The sequence below is a fragment of the Cobetia sp. PDI-23MA genome (assembly GCF_059507735.1).
The window spans coordinates 1,845,726-1,872,695 of the sequence record NZ_CM183352.1; the positions used below are offsets into that span (position 1 = coordinate 1,845,726).

Annotated in this window: 9 protein-coding genes; 2 read left to right on the top strand and 7 right to left on the bottom strand. The window is 63.2% G+C overall.

Going from position 1 to position 26,970, the window contains the following annotated elements:
• Positions 1-12: 12 nt before the first annotated feature.
• Complete coding sequence (locus AC5WNJ_RS07940; RefSeq protein WP_495930950.1) at positions 13-2,865, bottom strand: ATP-dependent DNA helicase; 2,853 nt, start codon at positions 2,863-2,865, stop codon at positions 13-15.
• The gene (locus AC5WNJ_RS07945; RefSeq protein WP_495930951.1) at positions 2,862-4,748 is read right to left on the bottom strand and encodes a VRR-NUC domain-containing protein; all 1,887 of its coding nucleotides are present in this window, start codon (positions 4,746-4,748) and stop codon (positions 2,862-2,864) included. The genes AC5WNJ_RS07940 and AC5WNJ_RS07945 overlap by 4 nt, the downstream gene beginning before the upstream one ends.
• A 291-nt stretch (positions 4,749-5,039) precedes the next feature.
• Between AC5WNJ_RS07945 and AC5WNJ_RS07950 the strand changes: the two genes are divergently transcribed.
• On the top strand, positions 5,040-5,762 hold the full coding sequence (locus tag AC5WNJ_RS07950) for a DUF3581 family protein (RefSeq protein ID WP_054556084.1): 723 nt from the start codon (positions 5,040-5,042) through the stop codon (positions 5,760-5,762).
• Positions 5,763-5,967: 205 nt separating this feature from the next.
• On the opposite strand, the gene selD is transcribed toward AC5WNJ_RS07950, so the two are convergent.
• Entirely contained in the window at positions 5,968-8,352 is a 2,385-nt protein-coding gene (selD, locus tag AC5WNJ_RS07955) for a selenide, water dikinase SelD (RefSeq protein WP_495930952.1), read from the bottom strand.
• A 125-nt stretch (positions 8,353-8,477) separates the two neighbouring features.
• Here selD and AC5WNJ_RS07960 point away from each other — a divergent pair, with 125 nt between their 5' ends.
• Positions 8,478-9,107 carry an ACP phosphodiesterase gene (locus tag AC5WNJ_RS07960; RefSeq protein WP_495930953.1) on the top strand — a complete coding sequence of 210 codons (630 nt, stop codon included), beginning with the start codon at positions 8,478-8,480 and terminating at the stop codon, positions 9,105-9,107.
• A 15-nt stretch (positions 9,108-9,122) separates the two neighbouring features.
• On the opposite strand, the gene AC5WNJ_RS07965 is transcribed toward AC5WNJ_RS07960, so the two are convergent.
• The 4 genes from AC5WNJ_RS07965 to AC5WNJ_RS07980 form a co-directional block, all read right to left on the bottom strand.
• Positions 9,123-10,310, bottom strand: a complete 1,188-nt coding sequence (locus tag AC5WNJ_RS07965; RefSeq protein WP_495930954.1) for a beta-barrel domain-containing protein — start codon at positions 10,308-10,310, stop codon at positions 9,123-9,125.
• On the bottom strand, positions 10,307-12,571 hold the full coding sequence (locus AC5WNJ_RS07970) for a type I secretion system permease/ATPase (protein ID WP_495930955.1): 2,265 nt from the start codon (positions 12,569-12,571) through the stop codon (positions 10,307-10,309). The genes AC5WNJ_RS07965 and AC5WNJ_RS07970 overlap by 4 nt, the downstream gene beginning before the upstream one ends.
• Complete coding sequence (locus AC5WNJ_RS07975; RefSeq protein ID WP_495931031.1) at positions 12,568-13,803, bottom strand: TolC family protein; 1,236 nt, start codon at positions 13,801-13,803, stop codon at positions 12,568-12,570. The genes AC5WNJ_RS07970 and AC5WNJ_RS07975 overlap by 4 nt, the downstream gene beginning before the upstream one ends.
• A gap of 284 nt (positions 13,804-14,087) precedes the next feature.
• Positions 14,088-26,963: an Ig-like domain-containing protein gene (locus AC5WNJ_RS07980; protein ID WP_495930956.1), complete on the bottom strand. Its 12,876-nt coding sequence runs from the start codon at positions 26,961-26,963 to the stop codon at positions 14,088-14,090.
• Between the last annotated feature and the right edge of the window lie 7 nt (positions 26,964-26,970).

Below are 26,970 nucleotides of genomic sequence, written 5' to 3' on the forward strand. Positions count from 1 at the left end.
TTGCATCCCGCATCAATTCGTCGGTGTCCACCAGCGAGGCAGCAACCGTGCGACTTCCGGGCGCATGAAGCGGTCATCGATCAAGTGGATCACGCCCTGATCCTGCTCGCTGCGAATCACTCGGCCGGCAGCCTGCACCACTCTGGTGAGTCCCGGGTACAAATAGGTGCAGTCATCGGCATTCAATGGCTGGATGACCGGGCGAGGTGCGCGCGGATCGTCATGTGGGTCGCCTTCAGCCTGATTCGGTTGGCTGCGCCGCTGAGCGTCGTTGTTCAGCCACGTGGCCAGACGCTGCTTGAGTGCTTCATTCTCGGGGCTGAAACCGGCCAGTCCCAGGGTGGCGATGAAAGCCCCGATCAGCCGCGAGCCGGGCAGATCGATCCCTTCGCCGAAGGCGCCACCCAGCACCGCGAAACCGATGCCTTGGCCGTCGGGCGTGAAGCGCTGAATGAAGCGGGTGCGCTCAGCCTCCGTCATGGCGCGGGTCTGGCGCCATTGGGGAATCTCCGGCGCCAGCTGTTGCAGGGTGCTGGCGACCTGTTCCAGATAGGCGAAGCTCGAGAAGAAGGCCAGATAGTTGCCCGGGCGCTGACGGTATTGGCGCGCCATCAACTCGGCGATCGGCCGACAGGAGGCGTCGCGATCCCGCAGGCGTGTCGAGATCCGATGACGACTGACCTGCACCTGGGTCGCGGTGAAGGGGGAGTCGACACTCAGCCAGACGGTATCGTCCGCCAGACCCAGCAGGCGATGATGATAGGCCGGTGGATTGAGCGTGGCCGAGAACAACAGGGTGGCGTGACTGGCGCGCAGGCGGGGGGCCAGCCACGGCGCTGGGCTGACGCAGCGCAGTCGCGGCTGGATCTGGCGCACGCTGCGCCCGCGGGCCTTGCGTGGCCGGGCTGCTGTTCCTGCTTCTCCTCCTGCTTCTCCTCCTCCTGCTTCTGCTTCTGCACCTGCATCCGATGCTACGCCGCAACTCGAGTTTGAATCGCTGGCGAGTGATGCTTGCCGCGCAGGGGGCGTGGCGGCGAGTTCGACCTCGAACAGCGAGTGATCGCCGAAGCCTTCGGCGAGTCGCGCCAGAGTCAATGCCGCGAAGTAGGCCTCCATCATCTCGACATCGGGCTCCATACGGTGCCTGGCCGTGGTGGAGCCGGAGATTGTCGTTGCAGTGCCTGAAACAGTAGTGCCCGGAGCAGCAGAGGAGGCATCGCTTGCGATCAGACCCAGCTGTTCGGGGGCTTGTGTGGCGGTGGCTTTCGCTGGTTGTTGCCTGACCGCAGCAGGGGATGCGGCCTTGTCAGGCTCTGCCAACCAGTCACCCATCGCGCCGGTCCACTGGCTCAAGGCCTTGAGGAAGTCGCCGGGCAGAGCCTCCAGCGCAAGTCGCTGGGCCTTGCGGCCTTCGTCCTTGCTTGTCTGTTTAGCGCCTTCAGTACCCTGCTCGAGCTGCTCCAGCGCGCGCCATTGGCGAGCCAGCGCGCGTGAAGCCGAGCGCAGCGGGGCCGGATGGCCCGTGCGGCTCAACTGCTTGAGCAGAAAGTGGAACTGGCGCGCGTCGAGCTCGGTGCTGTACATGCCGCGGGCGCGCTCGATGAGATTGTGGCTCTCATCGACCAGTACCACCGTGCGCCAGTCATTGGCCTGGGTCAGGGCGAACAGCAGCGCATGATTGTCGAAGTAGTGGTTATGGTCGCCGATGATGACATCCGCCCAGCGCGAGAGCTCCTGGGCGAGAAAATAGGGGCAGATGTCATGGGCCAGGGCGTGGCGGCGTGTCGTCGCCAGATTCAGGGGCCGTCGGTCGGCGAGGGCGGCGTCGCGCACCGCGGGCAGGCGATCATAGAACCCGCGCGCCAGCGGGCAGGACTCGCTATGACAGGCGAGGGACGGGTGCTCGCAGGTCTTGCTGCGCGCGCCCAGTTCCAGAATGCGCAGCGGTGTCGCCGGTGCCTTTTCCTGCCCTTCGCTGTCATCAGCGGCTGGTGCCAAGGTGGCCAGTGCGTCGAGTGCCAAGGCGCGCCCCGGGGTGCGGGCGGTGAGGTAGAACAGCCTGTCGGTGCCGCTTTCGGGCATCGCGCGCAGCGCAGGATACAGCGTCGCCAGGGTCTTGCCGGTGCCGGTCGGCGCCTCGGCCAGCAGCTCGCGGCCGGTCATCACCGCCTTGTAGGCATGCTCGGCCAGTTGGCGTTGCCCGGGGCGCCAGTTCGGCCACGGAAAGGCCAAGCGGCTCAGCGCGCTGTCGCGGGCACTGCGATGGGCCAGCTCATTGGCGGCGAATTCGCTGAAGCGTGCCGCCAGACGTGCCAGCTCCGCCTCCAGCGCCTCACGGCTCCACCAGGCTTCCAGACGCTGCTCATCGTGATGCGGCTGGCCTTTTTTGGGGTCAGTCTGCTCGTCCTGCTCATCCTTGCTGCCCTTGGCGCTCCCGGGCGCATCCGTCGCGATGTCCAGATAGACCAGCGCCAGCGTGATGCCTTCGAGGTCCCGGCTGCGACACATCAGTGCGCCGTAGACGCGTGCCTGGGCCCAGTGCAAGGCGCGATGGTGTGTGGGCTGGCGGGAGAGGTCGCCGCGATGGGTCTTGATCTCCTCGAGGCAGTTGCGCTTGGGATCATAGCCATCGGCGCGCCCACGGATGGTCAGGTTGCCGATGTCACCGCTGAGCGAGATCTCGCTTTCATAGTCCTTGCCGCGTCGGCGCACGATACGCTGATGACCACGGATGCCCTGCTGGGCAGTGGGCGATGGCGTGAAGCGCAGGTCCAGATCGCCCTCGCGCGCGGCAAAGGCACACAGTTCACGCACCGCGATCCGGTAGCGTGCGGGCTCAGCGTGGTTCTCGTCTGCCTTGGTCATGATGCAGGAGGTACCTTGTGCTCGGAGGATTCACCCTGCGAGGCTTTGGTCGCGCTCAGCCACTCGACTCGACACTCTAGCGCCGGCATCGCATGGCGTGCGAACAGGGCCAGCCATTGACGCTGGTTGTCCTGCAGGCGGTCAGTGGGCGCCTTGACCTCGATCAGTCGATAACGGTCGCTGCTGTGTTCGGGGAAGAACTGGATCAGGTCCGGCAGGCCGGCGCGATGTTCGCGAGGGTTGGCCAGCAGGTGGCGGAAACAGGCTTCCAGGTGCGCGGGCGGAATGCAGTCCAGTGCGTGGTTCAGCAGTTCCTCGCTCAACAGCTCCCAGTGCACGAAGGGTGCCTGAATGCCCTGTTTCTGCTGGTGGCGTTCACGAATCACCTTCCGGTAGCTTTCGTCCTTCAGGCGCGCGAAGCAGGCCTCGAAAGCGGCCTGGCGGCGGCTGACGAAGTCAGGACGATAGAGGTCCGCCGGGCCGGTATGGAAGGCGTGGAAGAAGGCCCCCGGCAAGGGGGCGAACAGCGCCTCCCAGCACAGCAGAGTGAAGAGCGCGGGGATCAGGCCATTCTCGACATAGAAGACCGGTGCCTCGGGCGTGGCCAAGGCATGGGCGGCCGCGCGCTCGACGCCGTGGATGCCGTCAGCCGCCGAGGTGGCAAGGTTGGGCACCGTGAGAGTGATCTGCGGAGTGGTCGGTGCCTTGGCGCGTCTGGGCGCGGGCAATCCGAGACCACGACACAGACGCGGCAGGGCGCGTTCGAGTGCCAGCTGCTCGTCCAGCGTGATCTCGGCGCGCGCCAATCGCTCGCTGGCCAGCCCGTGGGCTGTGCTGATATCGCCAGACAGCTCCAGCGCTCTCACCCGGCGCGGCATGGCACGCGGGGCATACGCGGAGTCCTCGAGACAGGCGTACTGGCGGGCAGCCGCCTGATGCCAGCCCTGACGCTCGGCGTCGCGGGCCAGGGAGAAGCGCAGGCGGTCACGCCGCTGTGCCAGCCAGGCATTGGCACGATCATCAATAGCGCGCCCGTCGGTGGCATGAGCGTCAGTGAGCTGATGAGGCGCGGACGGCTCAGCGGGGATCTCATCTGACGCTGCAGACGGCGTCGCATCCAGCGCCGCGACGATGCGCTGCCAGTGCAGCTCAAGCCCAGCGTTAGCCGTGCGGCCCAGCCGCTCCCGGGCTTGCTGCCAGTCCTCACGCAGCTTCTCCAGGGCCAGATAACGATCCACCTCCCAGCGATGGGTGAAGGCGCGCGAGGCCGGCGACAGGGCGACCGTCTCGCAACGCAGCAGGCCAAGCTCGCTGAGTACGAAGTCCGACAGGTTCTGGCGCAGGTTGCCGAAGAACATCAGGCTCAGGCGCCGCGACAGCTCACCCAGCCCGACACTCAAGGTGTCGGCGGCAGGGTCGCTCAACCACGCTGGCAGTGGCCGTGGCGTGACGTCGCCCAGCAGCTCGCTGATGGCATCATGCATGCGGCGCTTGGGCGTACTTCTGGGCAGCTCGGCAAAGGCAGCCCGGAGGCGCGGCAAGGTCACCAGCGCCAGCATCTCGTCCAGCGTCAGATCGGCATTGTGGCGGCACAGACCGTCAGGCGTGGCACTGTCGGCGAGCGGTGTGATCAATGGCTGGCTTGCGGCCTCGATCGCACCGATCTCGGCATAGTGCAGCTGTGAGCGCTCGAAATGATCGCCCTTGCGCATCAGCAGTCGCACCAGCAAGGCCCGCGACGCATCCGGCAGACGCGTGATGGCGTCCACCGTGGCACGCTCCGTCTCTGTCAGCAGATCGGCGTGACACTGGCAGACCCAGTCGATCAGGGTGTCGAAGTTGGCCAGGTAGTAGCGTGGATTGTCGAGGGGAGCGGCTTGCATGGCGACCTGTCGAAGTGGCGGGCAGTGCAGCGGTTTGCCCGAAAGCATGGGGTTATATACAGTATATGGCCATCTATCGTGCTGCAATCTCTTGCAAAGCCTGTCACGAGTCACCACCTGACCGTCATCCAGTGGTAAAATCGTTTCATCTGCATGTCTTGAAAGCTTCATGACACGACAGGTGGGCAGGCGTGACAGCGCGCCGACCGCGATTCCTCCCCTCGGAGGCATTTCCGCGATGGTTCAGGATGGGCCATCGATCATCATTCAAGCAGGGCAGGAAGGCAGTCCATGTTTCTTGATCAGTTTCACCGGGTCGAAGATGGCCGCGTGCGGATCACCGCCGAGCAGGCAAGTCGTTTCGCCAAGCAGATGGCGGGGGATTACAACCCCATTCATGACCCGGACGCGCGACGCTTCTGTGTGCCCGGCGATCTGCTGTTCTCCCTGCTGCTGGCGAAGTTCGGTCTGTCGCAGTGCATGACCATCCGCTTCTGCGGCATGGTCGGCAACGATGTGCCCTTGATCTTCGAAGCGCTGGACGCCCCCGACGAGAATGGCGTGTCCCTGCTGGTGCGCGATGAAGCCGGCAAGGTCTATCTGACGGTCGAGCGCAGCGGCGATACCACTCATGATGAGGAAGTGGTCGCCAATTTCACCCGCCAGTACATCGCCTTCTCCGGGCGCAACTTCCCGCACTTCCTGCAGCCGTTGATGCTGGAGAAGGGCGTGATGTTCAACCCGGCGCGCCCGCTGGTGATCTACGACAGCATGGGCTTCTGTTTCGAGCGTCTGGATATCGCCGACCTGCACCTCGATTTCGTGGGCTCTTCCCTCGAGGTCAACGGCAAGCGTGGCGATACCCTGCTCGAGTTCAGCATCCATGATGGTGAGCAGTGCATCGGCAGTGGCTCCAAGAAGCTGGTCGTCAGCGGGCTGCGGGATTACTGTGCCGAGACCATGGATGCGTTCGTGGAGTCCTTCGAGGCGCTCAAGCGCGAAGCCGAAGCCTGAGATAGCCGGTCAGTCTGACGCTTGTCGCCAGACGCCCCGCGCATGAGTCGGCAGTCATGAAGACGCCCGCCAGAGAGTTCTCTGGCGGGCGTCTTGGCATCTGAATGTCACAACGCTGAATGTCACACCGCTTGTGAAGCGTCGCTGGAAGTCGCCGGTTGTCATTCACCGTCGGCTGGCTCACTGTGTGACCGTCTAACCGTGCTCAGCGCTTGATGCTGATCGGCGCCAGTGCATCGCCCTGGGGCGTGATGCGTCCGATGATGGCGCTGGCGTGATAGCCGGCGGCCTTGAGCGCGGCCAGACAGGCCTCGGCCTCTTCGGCCGGCACACTGGCTAGCAGGCCACCGGCGGTCTGCGGATCGAACAGCAGCGGATAGCGCGGATGATCGATGACGCCGGCCTGATCCTTCAGGGCACGCTTGAGGCGCAGATTGGCCGGTTGCAGCGAGCTGACCACGCCGCGGGCGACACAGTCCTCGGCGCCCTCGAGCACCGGCAGGGCATCGATCTCGAGTTCGGCATCCACGCCGCTGGCGCGGGTCATCTCCACCAGATGGCCGAGCAGGCCGAAGCCGGTGACATCCGTGGACGCGCTTGCCTGATGCGTTCGCAGGATACCCGCCGCGCGCTGACTGGATTGCTGCATGCTGCTCAGCGCGGCGTCGATCCAGCGGCCGCGGGCTTCCAGGCGTGCATGCGCCGCCAACAGCGTGCCGGTGCCGATGGCCTTGGTGAGGATCAGCACCTCGCCCGGCTGCATGCCGCCCTTGCAGGTGACGCCGGTCAGACTTTCCTCCACCAGACCATTGAGCGCGAAGCCCAGCGCCAGCTCCTGACCTTCGCCGGTGTGGCCGCCGACCAGACTGCAGCCTGCCTCGTTGAGCACCTCGGTCGCGCCTTGCATCAGCTCGCGCACCAGCGGTTCGACCTTGCGCTCGACCCCTTGCGGCACCGTGGCGACGGCGGTGGCGGTATGGGGTGTTGCGCCCATGGCGTAGAGATCGCCCAGCGCGTGATTGGCGGCGATGCGCCCGAACAGATAGGGGTCATCGATGAAGGCGCGGAAGAAGTCGACGCTGTGCACCAGCGCCTGTCCTTCGGGTACGCGCACGATGGCGGCATCATCCGGGGCATGCAGCCCGACCAGCACGTCCGGGTTATCGCGTGGGGCAAGGCTCTGCAGCGCTCGCGACAGCACGCTGGCACCGACCTTGGCACCACAGCCGCCACAGCGCATCGCCAGAGCGGACAGGGCCTGATGTGCCTCCTGCTCATCCAGCTCGGCGGTCAGGCGCGGGTGGAGCCTGCCATCGCCGCCCTTGAGCGCTTGCCAAGCAGCGCTGATGCGCTGGTGCAATCCTGACAGGCCGCCGGTGGCCGTGGCGTCCTGCATGTTGGGCAGTTCAGTGAAGCGCGTCATGAACTGGCGGTCGATATGGTCCTTCCAGCGCCACAGCCACGGGCGCAGAGCCGGGGCGACCAGCCCCAGGCTGCCGCGTGAGGCGATGGCGTCGCGATCCCCAGTGCTGATCAACGCCAGCCAACGTGACTGTGGGGCATGGGGCTTGAGTGGCTCGCCGCGCACGGCCCGTCGCAGGTTGTCGGCCAGTGGTCGCGCCTGACGCACGGCAAACACGCCGGCCTTTTCGCGGGGATGATTCAGCTGATGCGCGATATCGCCCGCGGCGAAGATGGTGTCATCCTCCAGCGTCTGCAGGCTATCGCGCACCTTGAGGAAGCCATCCTCATCGAGGCTCAGTCCTGTCTTCTCCAGCCAGCGCGCCCCCCCGGCGCGTGTCACCCAGATGGCCTCATCGGCTTGATGGCGGGTGCCACTGGCGCTGATCAGCAGCCGCTGTGAGGACGTCGTGGAGGATTCGACAGCGGTGATCTCCTCACCGAAATGTACCTGGATACCACGCTCGTGCAGGGTAGTGGCAAGCGCCTCGCTGACCGTGTGCGCATGGGTGGGCAACAGACGCTGTCCGCGGGTGATCAGCGTCAGGTTCGGCTTGAGCGCATCGGGCAACTCGGTGGCAAGGCGCTGCTGGATGGCCAGCAGCAGCTCGACCCCGCCGGCACCGCCGCCGACCAGCACGATATCGAGCGGGCGCTCGGCGCTTCTGGCGCGCTCGAGCAGACTCAGCCAGCGCTGCTGGAAGGTGCTGATCGGCTTGACCGCCACCACGGGGGCGTCTGCGACTTCAGGATCACCGATACCATCGATGTGGGACAGGCGAGGCGTGGAACCGATATTGATCGACAGCAGGTCGTAGTCCACCGCCGGGCGCTCGGCGCAGATCACGCGGCGTTCACGGCGGTCGATGTCGATCACCTGATCGCGATAGAAGCGGGCGCCGGCGAACTGACACAGCCGGCGCAGGTCGATATGCACATCGTCGAACGTATAATGACCGGCGACGTAGCCCGGCAACATGCCGGAGTAGGGCGTGTCGGTGTCGCGACAGATGACGGTCAGGCGGACACCGGGCTCTGGCTGCATGGCAAATCGCATCAGCACGCCGACGTGGCTGTGCCCACCGCCGATCAGGACGATATCGCGCACGATGGGTGCTTTGACTGGCATGGAGGCGGACGGCATCGTGAATCTCGACAATCAGTAAAATAGGGAAACAGGAGCACAAGAATGCAGAGCCTGGGTGTGACAGATCAGACCGGCGACAGGATGCGCAAAGGCCGGAGTCTAGCAACTTGAACTTCCTCGGTCATGCACGCCTGAGCCTTTCGGGCAGCGATAACTACCTGTTTGGCAACCTGATTGCTGATGGCGTGCGCGGCAGTGACCTGAGCGACTGGCCGCACGAAGTGGAGGCGGGCATCCGTTTCCATCGCCGCTGTGATGCGGTGATCGATGCCCACCCCGAGACGCGCTGGCTGCTGACGCAGGTGCCACCCACATCGCGACGCGTGGCCGGCATCGCCTTCGACATGATGTGGGATCATCTGCTGGCCGCCGACATGCAGGATGACGATATCGAGCGCCTCTATCGCCTGCTGGCACGCGAGGAGGTGCCAGCACGGCTGGCGAGCCTGATCGAGTGGATTCAGGTGCGCGATGCACTCAGGCGCTATCGAGAGCTGGACTTCACGCTCGCGACGATTGCCAGCATCGGCGAGCGCATGGTGGCCAGACGTCGGTCACGCAATGGCGGTCGTTCGAGCGGCGTAGAAGGTACGCACGGACAGCGAGTTCTGGATGCAGAAGCCAATCCGCTGGCGGACATGACGCCGTGGCTGGCGGATAACCGCGCGATGCTCGAGGACAGCTTCGCGCGGTTGTGGCCGGACATGCTGGCATTGCGCCAGCCGCCCGCTATCTGACGATCAGGCTTGCACTCAGCGCAGCTCCAGACGCGTGAAGGGCCTCAGCAGGTAGGAGAGCACGCTGCGCTCGCCGGTCTCGATGTCGACCGTGGCGACCATGCCCGGCTTGATCGGCAGCGTCTCGCCGTTGTGCTCAAGTGCCGCGGTCTCGCTGCTGACCAGCACGCGATAGTAGCTCTCCTCGCCGCGTGGCGTTTCCTCCTCCAGCGTGTCAGAGCTGATGCGCTCGACCTTGCCTTCCAGCGTGCCGTAGACCGCATAGTCGTAGGCGCTGATGCGGATCGTCGCCGGCATGCCCGGGGCGATGAAGGCGACATCCTGCGGCCGGATGCGCGTCTCGAACACCAGGGTGTCCTCCAGCGGGGTGATCTGCATGATCTCCTCGCCGGGCGGAATCACTCCACCGCGGGTCGTGATCGAGATGTTGTTGACCACCCCGCGCACCGGCGAGAGCAGCCGTGTCCGATCCAGCTGGTCACGGCGCTGCACGCTGGTTTCTTCAAGCGTCGCCAGTTCGGACTTCTTGTCGGCAAGCTCGGCGTAGGAATCCTGAAGATAGGTGTTGCGGATCTCGGCCTGACGGCCCTTGAGCTCGGCGATCTCACGGTCGAGCTTCAACATCTCCATTTCCCCCACGGCGCGACGCTTGACCAGCGGACGGATCACCGCGAGCTGGCGCTGTGCGGCACTGATTTCCTTGCTGACTGCCTCCAGGGCGCTGTCACGCTTCTTGCGCCGGGCCGTGAACAGCTCGCGCTCGGTGGCGGTCAGTGCCTCGTTGTCACGCACCTCTACAGGGAACTCGATGCTCGACTTGTCCAGTACCTCGGCTTCCAGACGGGCGATGGTGGCGCGTAGCGCCTGTGCCTGGCTCAGTGACTCCATGTAGGCCGAGCGGAAGCGGGTCTCGTCGATGGCGGCCAGCAGCTGACCGGCCTCGACGATCTCGCCTTCGCTGACCATCATCTCGTCGAGGATACCGCCCTCGAGGCTCTGGATGGTCTGCTGGCGGGAGGAGGGGATGACCTTGGCTTCGCCACGCGCCACCTCATTGACCTCGGCCCAGCTGGCCCAGGCGATGAACAGCGCGATGACCAGGAAGCTGGCCCACAGCAGCGGACGCGACCAGTGGCTTTCCAGCTTCTGGTCCGGCGCGCCCAATTCGCGTTTGATGAGTTCGGGATCGAAACGCTGGCTCATGAGGCCTCCTGGCGCTGACGGGATGCGGAGGTGGCCGGTGTCTTGCCGGCCGATTGTCTGGCCATGATCTGATCCAGCGGGCCGTCCATGACGCGCTTGCCGTGGCGCAGCACCAGGGCACGTTCGACCCAGCCGAGCAGCGACTTGCGGTGTGTGGCCAGCACCAGGGTGCGGCCAGCAAGCCAGGGGCCGAGGGTCTTGATGACGTGTTGCTCGGTGGCCTGATCCAGCGAGGCGGTGGGCTCATCCAGCAGCACCACGGCCGGGTCCTGCAGCACCAGGCGGGCAAGGCCGAGGCTCTGGCGCTGGCCACCGGACAGGCTGTGGCGGTCATGCAGCATCATGTCCAGCCCCAGCGGGTGGCGGCGCACGAAGTCGCCCAGCCCGGTCATCTCGATGACCTCCAGCAGGCGCATGTCGCTGACATCCCGCCCGTCGATACACAGGTTGTCGCGCAGCGTACCGCTGAACAGGCTGATGTCCTGCGGCAGATAGCCGATGGCACGCTGGCGATCGGCAGGGTCGATCTGACTCAGGGCGAGGTTGTCGAGGGTCAGCCCGCCACTGGTGGGCGTGAAGTAGCCGGCCAGCAGACGCAGCAGAGTACTCTTGCCGGCGCCGTTGCCCCCCAGCAGGGCGAGGTGCTCACCGGGTGCGATGCTCAGGCGGTCCAGCGCCAGGGCTTCCGGGGCTTCCTCGTCGTAGCGCCAGTGCAGATTCTCGGCCTGGTAGTGCCCGCGTGCCTGGGCGAGGCGCGCGAAGCGACGATCGCTAGGACGCTCGATGTCAGTCTCCATCAGCGCATCCAGCCCTTCCTTGGCGACCTTGACGTGCTGCCAGCGACTCAGCAGCGCACTGATCTGCAGGGTCGGGCCGATAGCGCGCGACGACAGAATCGAGCAAGCGATCAGGGCACCGACACTCAACTCGCCGGCCATGATCAGGTAGACCCCGGCGATGATGACGCCGACGTAGGCCAGCTGCTGCATGCCGGTGCCCCAGCTGGTCAGCCAGGCGACGGCGTGGCGGAAGGTGACGCCGCGGTGCGTCTGCTCGGAGGTCAGGCGCTGCCACTGACGGCTGGCATGGCCCTCGGCGCGACAGGCCTTGAGGTTCTCGAGATTGTCGAGGGTCTCGAGCAGCACGCCATTCTTGACCGCGGATTCGCGCATGCCTTCACGCGACAGACGCGACAGCCAGGGTTGCGCCAGCAGCACGGGAATCAGCATCAACACGATGGCGGCCACCGGCACCCAGACCACCGGGCCGCCCAACAGGGCGATCAGCCCCAGGAACAGCAGCGCGAAGGGCAGGTCACCACAGGCCCCGAGGGTCGAGGCGGTGAAGAATTCGCGAATGGCATCGAAATCACGGATCTGGCTGGTCATCGCGCCGGTGGAACGGGGCTTGGCGGCCAGGCGCATCTGCACGGCATGGCGGAAGATATGGTCATTGAGCTCGAGATCGATCTTCTTGCCCGAGTTCTCGATCAATTGGGCCCGCAGCGCACGCAACAAGGCTTCCAGCCCAATGGCCAGTATCACGCCGATGCCCAGCGCCCACAGCGTATCGACGGCGCCGGTCGGTACCACGCGATCATAGACCTGCATCGCGAACAGCGCCGTGGCCACGGCCAGTAGGGCGGCAAGTGAGGAGGACAGTGCGACTTCGGCAAAGACGCGCCAATGCGACTTGAGACGTGAGGTCAGCCAGTGCCCCTTCCGGGTCTGGCTGTAGCCTTCCGCGCGCTCCAGCGAGATCTCGCCATGCGCAAACAGTGCAATGCCGGCATAGGTGGCAGCCAGCGCTTCCTGTGACAGCCAGTAGGCGCCGCCGGACAGAGGATCGAGCAGCCGGTAGCTGGGTCCGCTGGAGGGGGTTGCCGTGTCATCCTCTGTCTGGGTGTCGCTCGTGTCGCTGCCCGACTCACTAGACAACTGGTCAGGCCACTGGTGCGAGGCTTCATGGGCCAGCAGTACGCGACTGCTGCCGTCTTCCAGCAGCACGACACAGGGCATCAGGCTGTCGGGAATCTCGCTGAGCGGCGCCTGACTCAGACGCGCGGCGATGCCCTGGCGCGACAATGCCTGCTCCAGATCCTGCGGCGCCAGTTCACCCTTGGTGAGGGGCATGCCGTGTCGTAGACGCTCGAGATCAATGCCGTGGCCCTGCAGGCGCAGCAACTGGCGAACGCTCTCCAGCAAAGGGTCGGGTTGCGATGTCGCCGTGGCCGAGGAGGAGGTGGTCTGTGGGGCGCTCATGGGCTGACTCCCTGGCTGGCATGGTGATGAGAGTGGGGCAGCGAGGTGCGCGCCGTCTCTGGCGGGGTGGCAGTGGCGTCGGCCCGATAGGGCGAGGAGACCAGCGGCAGGGCACCCAGCTGGGTCGCCAAGTCATATTGATCGGTGAGCAGCTGGGTGTTGAGCTCGATCATCTGGCGGCGTGCGGCGAAGATCTCGCTTTCGATGGTCAGCAGGTCCTCGATATTGCGCGCCCCGGTGATGAACTGGTCGCGGTAGCTGCTGCGCAGGCGCTCGCCGCTGCGCGCCTGTTGGTCCAGCGCCTCGATGCGCGCCTCGACCGCCGGCTGACTGGCCGACAGACGCTGGATCTGACGGCGCAGCTCGCGGGCGGTGGAGGCGGTCTCGAACTGGGCGGCGGTCAGGCGTGCGCGGTCCGCTTCGGGTTGGCGCAACGGCGTCAGACCCTGGAAGACCGGGGCCTCGATGCGCAGACCGATGCTGGAGTCGCTGACCATGTCGTCGTTCGACTCATAGCGTGAGCTGGTCGCCTCCAGACGCAACTCCGGCCAGCGCTCGGCCTCGCTCAGGCTCAAGGCGTGGCGTGCGGCATTCTGCTGGCTGACATGGCTGCGATAGGCTGGCGCATTGGTGATGGCGGCATCGGTGGTGGCGGGATCGCGGGCCAGGTCCGCCACGATCGGCAGCGGCGGCGGGGCGCTCAGGGCGACATCCCTGAGGGAGCGACCGCTGAGTATCTCGAGCTCCTGCCGGGCGGTGTCGGCATCGCCCTGCAGACGTGCCAGCCATTCGCGGGCACTGGCGAGGTCCACGGCCGCGCGGTCCAGCTCGACGCGGTCACCGTAGCCCGAGAAGGTGCGGTCATTGGCCAGGGTCTCGAGGCTTTCGAGCTTCTCGATATAATCGCGTACGCGGCGCATCATGGCGCGGTTGGCTCCGAGATCGATGTAGGCGGTGATCGCCTCCTGGGCAACCTCCATCCGCGTCTGATCCAGAGTATCCCGCTCGACATCCCGCTCTGCCTTGCGCTGCTCGACCTCGGCCTCCACCTGGCCCCAGTCGTACAGCATCTGGCTCAGGGTGAGCCGGTAGCCGCCTTCGGTGAAGTTGTCTTCGGTACCGACACTGCTCTCCAGGCGCGGCCAATAGCCATCCTCGGCGATCTCGATCTCTGTCCCTGCGGCACGCACATTGGCCTGAGCGGCCTCGATGCGAGGATCATGGGCAAGCACATCGCCCAAGACGTCGGCAAGATCTCGATTCGTCTGGGCAGTGGCCGTGAGTGATGCTGAAAGCCCGGCGGAGATGACACAAATGGCGACGCAACGCTTTGTCGCTGGCATGCGCGCAAGTGTTGCCTGTCTGTGGGCAGACGGGCAACGAAATAGGGTGGGCATCATGTGACTCCTTGTCTTCAGAGTGTCCTCTGAAGTGCTGCGTCATCCTGACGCTCTAGTGTTTCTGAATCATGCTGATCATCAAGGGAGGCGCCCCTTGCGGGGCACCTCGATCAGGCTTATCCGTTGCTGGTATTCACGGTCACGTCTTGATCGATATACAGCGTTGCCTCACCAAGTTGATAAGTATCATACGTCGTGCCGTTGAACTCGGTCGTTGTCGCGGAGGATGTTGCCCCAGCCGCTTCCACGCTATCGCCTTCATCGCCATCGATGTACAGCTCGTTATCACCATCGGTGAGGTTCAATACCGTATCGGCATCGATTTTCAGACTGGTGCCGGTCTCGCTGCTGGCCGAGATATCGAGCACTTCGATGTTGGTCATGACACTGGGCTCAGCCTGGGCGGACAAGGCGACGAGATCGATGCCTTTTCCTGTGCCATCGAAGCTGACGGTATCGCTACCTGCACCGCCTTCGATGATGAAGTCCAGGTTGGAGATGACAATCAGGTCATCCCCATCGCCACCATCAAAGGTATTGCTGCCCGAATCGCCAATCAGCAGGTCATTCCCTGCGTTCCCGACCAGTGAGTCATCCCCCTCGCCCCCTCGAATGACATCATCAAAGCTACTGCCGATGAGAGAGTCATTGCCGGAAAGGCCGAATATGGTGCTTCCTTCGAGGTTAGCTGAAATATCGATTTCATCATTGGTCAGCAGGCTACCAATAAAGGTGTTGCTCTCGTTGATACCCGAGAACAAGGGGTCATTGCCATCGAGCAGCTCCACACCTGCCAAAGAGGAGATGCCATCCGTGGTGCTGGCATCGTAGGCATCGGTTGCCGTGATGCTATAGGCATCAAGTAGATCGATGTCCAGCAAGTTGTATTCCGCAGCACCGCCATCATCAAATCCGATAGTCGCCAAGAATTGATTGAGCGCAAGGTTGTCGATGTCTCCACCGTCAATTGCAGTAATGGTCAGCTCCGCGGTAGTGGCGAGTGTCCCGATGATCCCGCCATTGCTACTTGTAACTGATAGACCAAGCGAAGTTGCCAGGTCGTTGTCCCAAGTGAATTGAGGATCAGTGAGCAAACCGCTCAGTGCACTGACATCCACAACTGCAGCGTAGTTGATCACGACTTCGCGCAGGTTGTTGTCAGGGTCTGCGACGAAGACCTTGTTGTTGGAAAGGTCAATTAGATCGAGTGCCTCGAGACCGACCAGGCCCAACAGCTCAGAATCCTGCAGGGTGACGATAGGGGCGGTATTGGAGACCGCATCCAGGCTTTCTTCACCGACGAAGGTGATTTCACCCGTCGCCGTGTCGTCATCACCATCCACGACAGTGACACTGACATCAGACTCATTGACCTCCGTGCCCACCAACAACTGCTCGCCGCTGATGAGGGAATCAATGACCTCACTGCTCGTCAAGGTGCCACCTTCGGTCAGGTCGAGGCCATTGATGTTGATGACCTGATTGGCTGACGTGGCAGGGTCAGCGGTCAATCCACCCTCTGTGTTGAGATAGAGGACGGTAGTATCAGTTGCCGAGACATATTCGGCACTGATATAGCCCGCAAGATTGTTGGTGGCGCTATCGATGTAATAGGCCCCGTTGAGCATATCGCGCAGATCAAGAATGTCTCCCGATCTGGCGCCACCATTATTGAAGTTGAGCACGGTGTCTGTTGCCGCAGCGACAGTGCCCTCATCACCAGCTTCCCAGCGAATGACGTCGACGCCTGCTCCGCCATTCAGGCTGTCATTACCTGAACCGCCGATCAGCAAGTCGCTGCCAGCTCCACCATCAAGGGTGTCATCACCATTCCCACCCCGCAGGATGTTGCTTCCACTTCCACCATTCAGTGTGTCATTACCTGCGTATCCATAGAGGTTGGAGCCTGCCTGTGAAGCGTTAACAGAGTCGTTTCCGGTAGTCCCTTCATCTACAGGAACAACATAGTCACTCGTAAGAAGGTCCACATTAGCTATTGAGGCATCACTATCAGACGAGCTTGCAGCGAGTGAGTCCGTTGCATAAATGGTGGTGGTGCTCAAGATTGAGTCAGCCAGAGAATCCAAGTCGAGCAAACTTAGCAGACCAGTCAAAATACCTGCAGAGGAAACTGTAAAGTCGACGCTTGCCAATAATTCATTGATTTCGATGTTGGTGATTTCGCCACCATCAATTTTAGTGACAGTGATGCTTTGGGTAGACTCACCACTAGGTGAAGCCGTTACTGTCAGACCTAGCTCCGCAGCGAGTTCTTCACTATAAGTCCAACTGCTGTTCCCTACTAAAATATCTATTAGCTCTGAGACAGTAGGGACTCCTGGGACAAGCGAAAGAGTATCTAGGAGTGCATTCAATGCCTCACTGATAGCATCTAGATAGTCAGTTACAGTATTGATTATTCCATCTGCTGTGATAGTGACTGAGGCCACATTGTCTTCGGCATCATAGACACTATAGAGCTGATCGTTGCTCAAGGTCACGATATCAAGCACATTGACGCCGACAAGGCCTAGCACACCATCGCTTTCAGTCAGGTTGGCTTGCGGACGTGTATTGACATCCTCTGTTGCGCTGAACTGGCCCTGGTGGCTGTAGCTGTAGTCCCCTGAGTCGATATTCAGGCTGAAGGATTCACCGGACAGCGTTTCGACCGCCAGAATGCCATCGACGATGCTGACAATACCGCCAGCTTCCAGGCCAATCTCGGTTGAGGTGCCGGTCACGTCCGCGTAGGTGCCATCATCAGAGACAGTAAATGTCAGGCCCTTGAAGGTGAAGGACTGTACCTGCCCATTTGCCGCATCAGCCCCAAATCCGAAGTCGCCCTCACCATCGAAGATGGAGCCGGTGTAATCCGTGTTCGAGCTCAGTGACTCCACGATGGTACTTGCCGCAATCGTCGGTACATCATCAGTGATATCGATGTTCAAGGTACTGCTGGTGCTCGACGCACCGTCGGTCAGAGTGACTAGCACATCCACCGTGGATGACTCGGCATCCACCTGATCAATATTGCCGAGCAGTTCTGCGCTGTAGATAACTTCCGAGCCATCCTCGGTGACGGAAACGACCATGACGGCCGTCGCTGCAGCGTTGTCGACATCACTTGCCAGTGTGAGCGTGCGTCCTTCATCCGTGACAACCCAATCAAGCGCCTGGCCGTTGCTGGTGAGCGACTCGGTGGAGCTGAGTGATAGTGTTGCCTCACCGCTGGTATCAGCGAATGCCGGCGTGCTGGCGACAGCACCTGCCACAGAGGCGATCAGCGCTTCCGAGATCGTCAGACGGTTGGCATTGCCCAGATCGAGGAAATCGTCGCTCAGCTTGGTCGCCGTATCGGTCACGGCGGCCACATTCTCGTTGCCTGCATCGTCCGTCACGGTCATGGTCACGGTCAGCAGTCCCTCTGCCAGACTGGTGAGATCGACGCCTGACACAGTCACTTCGCCCGCCGCCGAGACAGTGATGTTCTCGGTCGGGACGGTGACGGAGCCATTGTCGGTATCGGTGATCACGATCGTGAGATTGCTGCTGGTCAAGCCAGCTTCGACAGTGCCTTCGAATGTCACATCTGTCGCTTCTGCAGCGTTGAGGTCATCCCCATCTGAATCCGTGAAGTTGATGACGCTCCCTGACGGAGCAGTCGTATCGATGACGATGTCTTGACTCTCGATGGCGCCATCGTTGCCGGCGGCGTCCTGCACCTTGAGCTGCACGGTGGCAGAGGTGGTGAGGTCGGTATCTACGTAGCTGACGGCAGTACCGATCACGCTGTCGGTGATGTCTACCCAAGTGGTGCCATCGGTGCTGTAGAGCAGAGTTTCCCCGGTGGCGAGCTCGGTACTCAGCGTAGCGGTAACGGTCAGACCATCATCGTCATTGGTGATGAAATCATCGGCTGCGAGGCCAGTATCATCACTGATGGAGTCGATGGTGATAGTCGTTGTGGGGGCAGTGGCATCTATGGTCACTGTACCCAGATTGACTTCATTGCTGACGTTGCCTGCGGCGTCAGTAATGACAGCTGAGGCGTTGTAGCTACTGCCATCGGTCAACGTGTCAGCCGGGATGGTCACAGCCACAGTGCCTGCGTCGATATCCGTTTCATCCAGCTCCACATCAGCAGTAATCACATTGACCGCATCATCTGTGTCAACCAAGGTGACCGTGGCCGTATCCCCTGCGACGGTATCCGCACTGAGCGCGACCTCGGCTTGCAGCCCATCTGCCAGCTCATCGATATTTACGCCATTGAGGGCTTCACCAATCACTAGTGACGGAGGTGCGCCCGGCGCTGTGTTATCAACCGTCACAGCGCCCAGGTTCACGGCGTCGCTGACGTTGCCGGCGACATCGGTCTGACGAATCTGCACAACACCATCGGCATAGACACCTTCCTCCAGTGTGAAGGTGGTGCCAGTGCCATCGATCCAGGTGCTGCCGCCGTCGAGGGAGTACTCCCAGGTCGCCCCAGTCTCGAGGCCACTGACGGTGACCTCACCATTGCTGGTGATGCCGTCGGCATCGAGCGTGTCGGTGGTCAACGCGACGGCCGGATCAGCGATGGTGGTATCGATCGTCACTGCGCCGAGGCTGGTCTCATTGCTGACGTTGCCGGCCACATCGGTCTGACGGACCTGCACAACACCATCGGCATAGACACCTTCCTCCAGTGTGAAGGTGGTACCGGTGCCAGCATCCCAGGTGCTGCCGCCGTCGAGGGAATACTCCCAGGTCGCGTCTGTCTCGAGGCCACTGACGGTGACCTCGCCATTGCTGGTGATGCCGTCGGCATCGAGCGTGTCGGTGGTCAGCGCGAGGCTCGGAGCGTCAGGCACCGTGAGATCACTGGTGGCGGTGCCGTCAGTCTCGAACGTATTGCCCGCCACATCGGTCACGGTCATCGAGACGGTGAGGGCGCCTTCTGTGAGCCCGGAAGTTGCGGTGCTCAGGTCCAGACCGGTGACGGACAGATTGCCGTCACCGTCGACCGTGATATCAGTCGTGGCGACGGTGATCTCGTTGGCTGGATCGGCGCTGTCAGTGATGGTGAGCACGACATTGCTGCTGTCGAGGCCGGCCTCGATGCTGCCAGTCAGGTCGACGGCGCTGATGTCTGCCAGATTGAGCAGGCCATCGTCACCATCGACGAAGGCGATGCTGCCCGTCGGGGCGGTCGCATCGATCGTCACCGCTCCGAGGCTGGCCTCATTGCTGACGTTGCCGGCCACATCGGTCTGACGGACCTGCACAACACCATCGGCATAGCTGCCTTCAGCGAGGGTGAAGGTGGTGCCGGTGCCAGCATCCCAGGTGCTGCCGCCGTCGAGGGAATACTCCCAGGTCGCGTCGGTCTCGAGGCCACTGATGGTGACCTCACCATTGCTGGTGATGCCGTCGGCATCGAGCGTGTCGGTGGTCAGCGCAAGGCTCGGAGCGTCAGGCATCGTGAGGTCACTGTTGGTGGTGCCGTCAGTCTCGAACGTATTGCCCGCCACATCGGTCACGGTCATCGAGACGGTGAGGGCGCCTTCTGTGAGCCCGGAAGTTGCGGTGCTCAGGTCCAGACCGGTGACGGACAGATTGCCGTCACCGTCGACCGTGATATCAGTCGTGGCGACGGTGACCTCGTTGGCTGGATCGGCGCTGTCAGTGATGGTGATCACGACATTGCTGCTGTCGAGGCCGGCCTCGATGCTGCCAGTCAGATCGACGGCGCTGATGTCTGCCAGATTGAGCAGGCCATCGTCACCATCGACGAAGGCGATGCTGCCCGTTGGGGCGGTCGCATCGATCGTCACGGCACCCAGGTTCACGGCGTCGCTGACGTTGCCGGCCACATCGGTCTGACGGACCTGCACAACACCATCGGCATAGCTGCCTTCAGCGAGGGTGAAGGTGGTACCGGTGCCAGCATCCCAGGTGCTGCCCCCGTCGAGGGAATACTGCCAGGTCGCGTCGGTCTCGAGGCCACTGACGGTGACCTCACCATTGCTGGTGATGCCGTCGGCATCGAGCGTGTCGGTGGTCAGCGCAAGGCTCGGAGCGTCAGGCACCGTGAGGTCACTGGTGGTGGTGCCGTCAGTCTCGAACGTATTGCCCGCCACATCGGTCACGGTCATCGAGACGGTGAGGGCGCCCTCAGTGAGCCCGGAAGTTGCGGTGCTCAGGTCCAGACCGGTGACGGACAGATTGCCGTCACCCTCGACCGTGATATCAGTCGTGGCGACGGTGAACGTGTTGGCCGGTTCGGCGCTGTCAGTGATGGTGATCACGACATTGCTGTTGTCGAGGCCGGCCTCGATGCTACCAGTCAGATCGACGGCGCTGATGTCTGCCAGATTGAGCAGGCCATCGTCACTATCGACGAAGGCGATGCTACCCGTAGAGGCGGTCGCATCAATCGTCACCGCTCCGAGGCTGGCCTCATTGCTGACGTTGCCGGCGACATCGGTCTGACGGATCTGCACGTCGCCATCGGCATAGTTGCCTTCGGCGAGAGTGAAGGTTGTGCCAGTGCCATCGATCCAGGTGCTGCCGCCGTCGAGGGAATACTCCCAAGTCGCGTTGGTTTCCAGGTCGCTAACGGTGACTTCGCCATTGCTGGTGATGCCGTCGTCGGTGATGTTGGTGTCGTTGGTGAGCGCCAAGGCCGGATTGGTGGGCTCAGCAGTATCGACGGTGAGGGTGAACTCGCCAGAGGCTGCACTTTCGTTGCCGGCGGCATCGGTCGCGGTGACGCTGAAGACGTGATCACCGTCGGTGAGATCAGTGCTCGGGGTATAGCGCCAGCTACCATTGGCATCTGCCACGACCGTATCAACGACTTCGCCGTTGTGGGTGATGGTGACGGTGCTGCCGGCTTCGGCGCTGCCGGTCAGCGTTGGCGTCGCGTCATTGGTGCTGTCGCCGGAGGCGAGGGTACCGGTATCGGCTGGTACATCGTCGACCGCCGAGGTGATGGTCGGCGTGTTCGGCGCGGTAACGTCAGCATCGACCGGCACATCGAGTGCCGCGGACGCTGCGCTTTCATTGCCGGCCGCATCGGTTGCCGTGGCTGTCAGAGTGCTGCCAGCTTCCTGCTCCGGTGAGAGCTCAACGGAGAAGTTGCCTTCTGCATCGACGACCGCAGTACCCACCACATCATCGTTGGCATTGGTGATCTCGACCGTGGTGCCCGCTTCACCGGTTCCGGCGACGGTGGTGCCATCGGTCTCGGACAGGACTGGCGCATCCGGCGCAGCAGTATCGACGGTGAGGGTGAACTCGCCAGAGGCTGCACTCTCATTGCCGGCGGCATCGATCGCGGTAACGCTAAAGACGTGATCACCGTCGGTGAGATCAGTGCTCGGGGTATAGCTCCAGCTGCCATTGGCATCTGCCGTCACGCTATCAACGACTTCGCCGTTGTGGGTGATGGTGACGGTGCTGCCGGCTTCGGCGCTGCCGGTCAGCGTCGGCGTCGCGTCATTGGTGCTGTCGCCGGAGGCGAGGGCACCGGTGTCGGCTTCCACGTTGTCGGTTGCGGAGGCGATAGTCGGGGCGTTGGGGGCAGTGACATCCGCAGCTTCCGGCACCACCAGGGTGTCGGAGACCGGGCTTTCGTTACCCGCGGCGTCAGTGACAGTGGCGGTCAGCTCAGCGCCGGCTTCCTGCTTCGGAGACAGCGTGATGCTGAACGTGCCGTTATCGGCCACAGTGCCGGTGCCCAGCAGGTCGCCATCACCATTGGTGATGGCGACGGTGCCACCGGCCTCGGCGCTGCCATTGGCCGTCTCGCCATCGGTCTCGCTCAGGACTGGGGCATCAGGCGCGGAGGTGTCGACGGTGAGTGTGAACTCGCCAGACGGCGCACTCTCGTTGCCGGCGGGATCTGTCGCAGTGACGCTGAAGACGTGCTCGCCATCGGCGAATTCAGTGCCTGGTGCGAAGCTCCACGTGCCATTGCTATCGGCGATGGTCGTGCCGATCACTTCGCCATTATGCGTGACGGTGACGGTGCTACCGATCTCGGCGCTGCCGGTCAGGGTCGGCGTCGCGTCATTGGTGCTGTCGCCGGAGGCGAGGGCACCGGTCACGGCTGCCACATCATCCGTGGCGGAGGTGATGGCTGGGGTGTTCGGCGCGGTAACGTCAGCGTCTTCCGGCACCACCAGGGTGTCGGAGACCGGGCTTTCGTTACCCGCGGCGTCAGTGACAGTGGCAGTCAGCTCAGCGCCGGCTTCCTGCTTCGGAGACAGCGTGATGCTGAACATGCCGTCATCGGCAACAGTGCCGGTGCCTAGCAGATCGCCGTCACCATTGGTGATTTCGACGGTGCCACCGGCCTCGGCGCTGCCGTTGACGGTGCTGCCATTGGCCGTCTCGCCATCGGTCTCGGACAGGACTGGCGCATCCGGCGCAGCAGTATCGACGGTGAGCGTGAACTCGCCGGACGACGCACTTTCGTTGCCGGCGGCATCGGTCGCGGTGACGCTGAAGACGTGATCGCCATCGGTGAGATCAGTGCTCGGGGTGTAGTTCCAGGTGCCATTGGCATCGGCTATCACGCTATCAACGACTTCGCCGTTGTGGGTGATGGTGACGGTGCTGCTGGCTTCGGCGCTGCCGGTCAGCGTCGGCGTCGCGTCATTGGTGCTGTCGCCGGAGGCGAGGGCACCGGTCACGGCTGCCACATCGTCTGTGGCGGAGGTGATGGCCGGGGTGTTCGGCGCGGTAACGTCAGCGTCTTCCGGCACCACCAGGGTGTCGGAGACCGGGCTTTCGTTACCCGCGGCGTCGGTGACGGTGGCAGTCAGCTCAGCGCTGGCTTCCTGCTTCGGAGACAGCGTGATGCTGAACGTGCCGTCATCGGCAACAGTGCCGGTGCCCAGCAGATCGCCATCACCATTGGTGACTTCGACGGTGCCACCGGCCTCGGCGCTGCCGTTGACGGTGCTGCCATTGGCCGTCTCGCCATCGGTCTCGGACAGGGTTGGTGCATCAGGGGCGACAGTATCGACTGTGAGGGTGAACTCGCCAGAGGCTGCACTTTCGTTGCCGGCGGCATCGGTCGCGGTAACGCTGAAGACGTGATCACCGTCGTTGAGATCAGTCCTCGGGGTATAGCGCCACGCGCCATTGGTATCCGCCGTCACGCTATCAACGACTTCGCCGTTGTGGGTGATGGTGACGGTGCTGCCGGCTTCGGCGCTGCCGGTCAGCGTTGGCGTCGCGTCATTGGTGCTGTCGCCGGAGGCGAGGGTACCGGTATCGGCTGGTACATCGTCGGCCGCCGAGGTGATGGTCGGCGTGTTCGGCGCGGTAACGTCAGCATCGACCGGCACATCGAGTGCCGCGGACGCTGCGCTTTCATTGCCGGCCGCATCGGTTGCCGTGGCTGTCAGAGTGCTGCCAGCTTCCTGCTCCGGTGAGAGCTCAACGGAGAAGTTGCCTTCTGCATCGACGACCGCGGTACCCACCACATCATCGTTGGCATTGATGATCTCGACCGTGGTGCCCGCTTCACCGGTTCCGGCGACGGTGGTGCCATCGGTCTCGGACAGGACTGGCGCATCCGGCGCAGCAGTATCGACGGTGAGGGTGAACTCGCCAGAGGCTGCACTCTCGTTGCCGGCGGCATCTGTCGCGGTAACGCTAAAGACGTGATCACCGTCGGTGAGATCAGTGCTCGGGGTATAGCTCCAGCTGCCATTGGCATCTGCCGTCACGCTATCAACGACTTCGCCGTTGTGAGTGATGGTGACGGTGCTGCCGGCTTCGGCGCTGCCGGTCAGCGTCGGCGTCGCGTCATTGGTGCTGTCGCCGGAGGCGAGGGCACCGGTGTCGGCTTCCACGTTGTCGGTTGCGGAGGCGATAGTCGGGGCGTTGGGGGCAGTGACATCCGCAGCTTCCGGCACCACCAGGGTGTCGGAGACCGGGCTTTCGTTACCCGCGGCATCGGTGACAGTGGCGGTCAGCTCAGCGCCGGCTTCCTGCTTCGGAGACAGCGTGATGCTGAACGTGCCGTCATCGGCCACAGTGCCGGTGCCCAGCAGGTCGCCATCACCATTGGTGATGGCGACGGTGCCACCGGCCTCGGCGCTGCCATTGGCCGTCTCGCCATCGGTCTCGCTCAGGACTGGGGCATCAGGCGCGGAGGTGTCGACGGTGAGTGTGAACTCGCCAGACGGCGCACTCTCGTTGCCGGCGGCATCTGTCGCAGTGACGCTGAAGACGTGCTCGCCATCGGCGAATTCAGTGCCTGGTGCGAAGCTCCACGTGCCATTGCTATCGGCGATGGTCGTGCCGATCACTTCGCCATTATGCGTGACGGTGACGGTGCTACCGATCTCGGCGCTGCCGGTCAGGGTCGGCGTCGCGTCATTGGTGCTGTCGCCGGAGGCGAGGGTGCCGGTCACGGCTTCCACGTCGTCGGTTGCGGAGATGATGGTCGGGGTGTTCGGCGCGGTGACGTCAGCGTCTTCCGGTACCACCAAGGTGTCGGAGACTGGGCTTTCGTTACCCGCGGCATCGGTGACGGTGGCGGTCAACTCAGTACCGGCTTCCTGCTTCGGCGACAACGTGATGCTGAAGGTGCCGTCATCGGCGACAGTGCCGGTGCCAAGCAGATCGCCATCACCATTGGTGATTTCGACGGTGCCACCGGCCTCGGCGCTACCATTGACGGTGCTGCCATTGGCGGTCTCGCCATCGGTCTCGGACAGAATCGGCGCATCCGGCGCGGTGGTGTCAACGGTGAGTGTGAACTCGCCAGATGCTGGGCTTTCGTTGCCTGCGGCATCGGTCGCGGTGACGCTGATGACGTGCTCGCCATCGGCGAATTCGGTTTCGGGCGTGAAGCTCCAGGTGCCATTAGCATCGGCGGTGGTGGTGCCGATCACTTCCCCATTGTGCGTGACGGTGACGGTGCTACCGATCTCGGCGCTGCCAGTCAGAGTTGGGGTCGCGTCATTGGTGCTATCGCCGGAGGTGAGGGTGCCGGTCACGGCTTCCACGTTGTCGGTGGCAGAGGCGATGGTCGGGGTGTTCGGGGCGGTCACGTCAGCGTCCTCCGGCACCACCAGGGTGTCGGAAACCGCACTTTCATTGCCTGCCGCATCAGTGACGATGGCGGTCAGCTCACTGCCGGCTTCCTGCTCCGGGGAGAGCTCGACAGAGAAGGTGCCATCTGAATCGACGACCGCTGTTCCCAGCACATCATCGTTGGCATTGGTGATCTCGACCGTGGTGCCCGCTTCACCGGTTCCGGCGACGGTGGTGCCATCGGTCTCGGTCAGAACGGGCGCATCTGGCGCGGTGGTATCTACGCTCAGCGTGAATTCGTCAGAGACGTCGCTGACGTTGCCAGCCTCATCGGTCGCGGTGACGTTGAAAACGTGATCGCCATCGGAAAGCTCGGTGTTTGGAGTCAAGCTCCAGGCACCGTTGCTGTCGGCGATGGCGGTGCCGGTCACTTCACCATCGAGCGTGACAGTGACGGTGCTGCCGGCTTCGGCGCTGCCGGTCAGGGTCGGGGTCGCATCGTTGGTGTTGTCGCCGGAGGCGAGGGTTCCGATACCGGCTTCCACATCATCCGTGGCAAAGGAGATGGTCGGGGTGTTCGGAGCAGTGACGTCAGCGTCTTCCGGCACCACCAGGGTGTCGGAGACTGGGCTTTCGTTACCCGCGGCGTCGGCGACAGTGGCGGTCAGTTCAGCGCCAGCTTCCTGCTCCGGTGAGAGCTCAACCGAGAAGTTGCCTTCTGCATCGACGACCGCTGTTCCCAGCACATCATCGTTGGCATTGGTGATCTCGACCGTGGTACCCGCTTCACCGGTCCCGGCGGCGGTGGTGCCATCGGTCTCGCTAAGAACCGGCGCATCCGGCGCAGTGGTGTCGACTGTGAGCATGAACTCGCCAGACGCTGGGCTTTCGTTACCGGCGGCATCGGTCGCGGTGACGCTGAAGACATGCTCGCCATCGCCAAGCTCGGTGTTTGGAGTCAAGCTCCAGGCACCGTTGCTGTCGGCGGTGGTGGTGCCGATCACATCGCCATCGAGCGTGACGGTGACGGTACTGCCGATTTCAGCAGTACCGCCCAGGGTCGGCGTGGTGTCATTGGTGCTGTCGCCACCCTCGAGCGCACCGGTGATGGCTTCCACATCATCGGTCGCGGCGGCGATGGTCGGGGTGTTGGGTGCCGTGGTGTCAGCATCCTGCGGCACGGTAACTGCGGTGGAGGCTTCGCTCACGTTGCCGGCGGCATCGGTCGCGGTGGCGGTCAGTTCGGTGCCGGCTTCCTGTGTGGGGGACAGCTCGACCGAGAAGTTACCATCCGCATCGGCGACGGCGCTTCCTACGCTGTCGCCGGCGGCATTGGTGACCTCGATAGTGGCGCCGGGCTCACTGCTGCCGGTGAGGATGTTGCCATTGGTCTCGTCGAGGATAGGCGCCTCAGGTGCTGTTGTGTCCTCATCCGAGGAGGAGTTGTCATCGCCAGTGGCAGCGGCCACGCCGACACCGGCGGCCACGGCAACGCCGCCTGCCACGAGGCCAGCGGTGCTGATGCCAGCCCCCGCGCCTGCGCCCGTCGCAGCTTCTGCTCCCGCAGTGCCCGCACCCGCTGCTGCGGTAGTGAGAGCCGTCTCTGCCGTCGTCAAGGTCGCGGTACTGGTGAAGGGCACGGCCCCTCCTGCGCCAGCTTCACCCAGACCCACCTGAAAGAGCTCACCGGCGAACTCATCGCCTTGCAGATACAGATGGCTGAGCTCGGTGGGGTCTGCGTAGAAGTTCTCGATCGTGATCAGTTCCCCGTTTTCGAGGGTGACAAGCAGGTTGTCTCCCTGGCGGGTCATCACCTCGATATCGCGAGGATGGAGATCCAGACTGACATCCGATGATCTATTGAGGGCAATGGTATCGACTTCACGCAGGACCGTTTCCTGTTCCGCGAGCTGACCGTGGGGCGCGACCTTGGCAGTTACCGGCATATCGTTA

What these genes read in the sequence shown, in the direction of transcription:
- AC5WNJ_RS07945 (WP_495930951.1), bottom strand. Translation starts at nt 4,748, where the DNA reads ATGCAAGCCGCTCCCCTCGACAATCCACGCTACTACCTGGCCAACTTC.
- AC5WNJ_RS07980 (WP_495930956.1), bottom strand. Translation starts at nt 26,963, where the DNA reads ATGCCGGTAACTGCCAAGGTCGCGCCCCACGGTCAGCTCGCGGAACAG.
- selD (WP_495930952.1), bottom strand. Translation starts at nt 8,352, where the DNA reads ATGCCAGTCAAAGCACCCATCGTGCGCGATATCGTCCTGATCGGCGGT.
- AC5WNJ_RS07970 (WP_495930955.1), bottom strand. Translation starts at nt 12,571, where the DNA reads ATGAGCGCCCCACAGACCACCTCCTCCTCGGCCACGGCGACATCGCAA.
- AC5WNJ_RS07950 (WP_054556084.1), top strand. Translation starts at nt 5,040, where the DNA reads ATGTTTCTTGATCAGTTTCACCGGGTCGAAGATGGCCGCGTGCGGATC.
- AC5WNJ_RS07965 (WP_495930954.1), bottom strand. Translation starts at nt 10,310, where the DNA reads ATGAGCCAGCGTTTCGATCCCGAACTCATCAAACGCGAATTGGGCGCG.
- AC5WNJ_RS07940 (WP_495930950.1), bottom strand. Translation starts at nt 2,865, where the DNA reads ATGACCAAGGCAGACGAGAACCACGCTGAGCCCGCACGCTACCGGATC.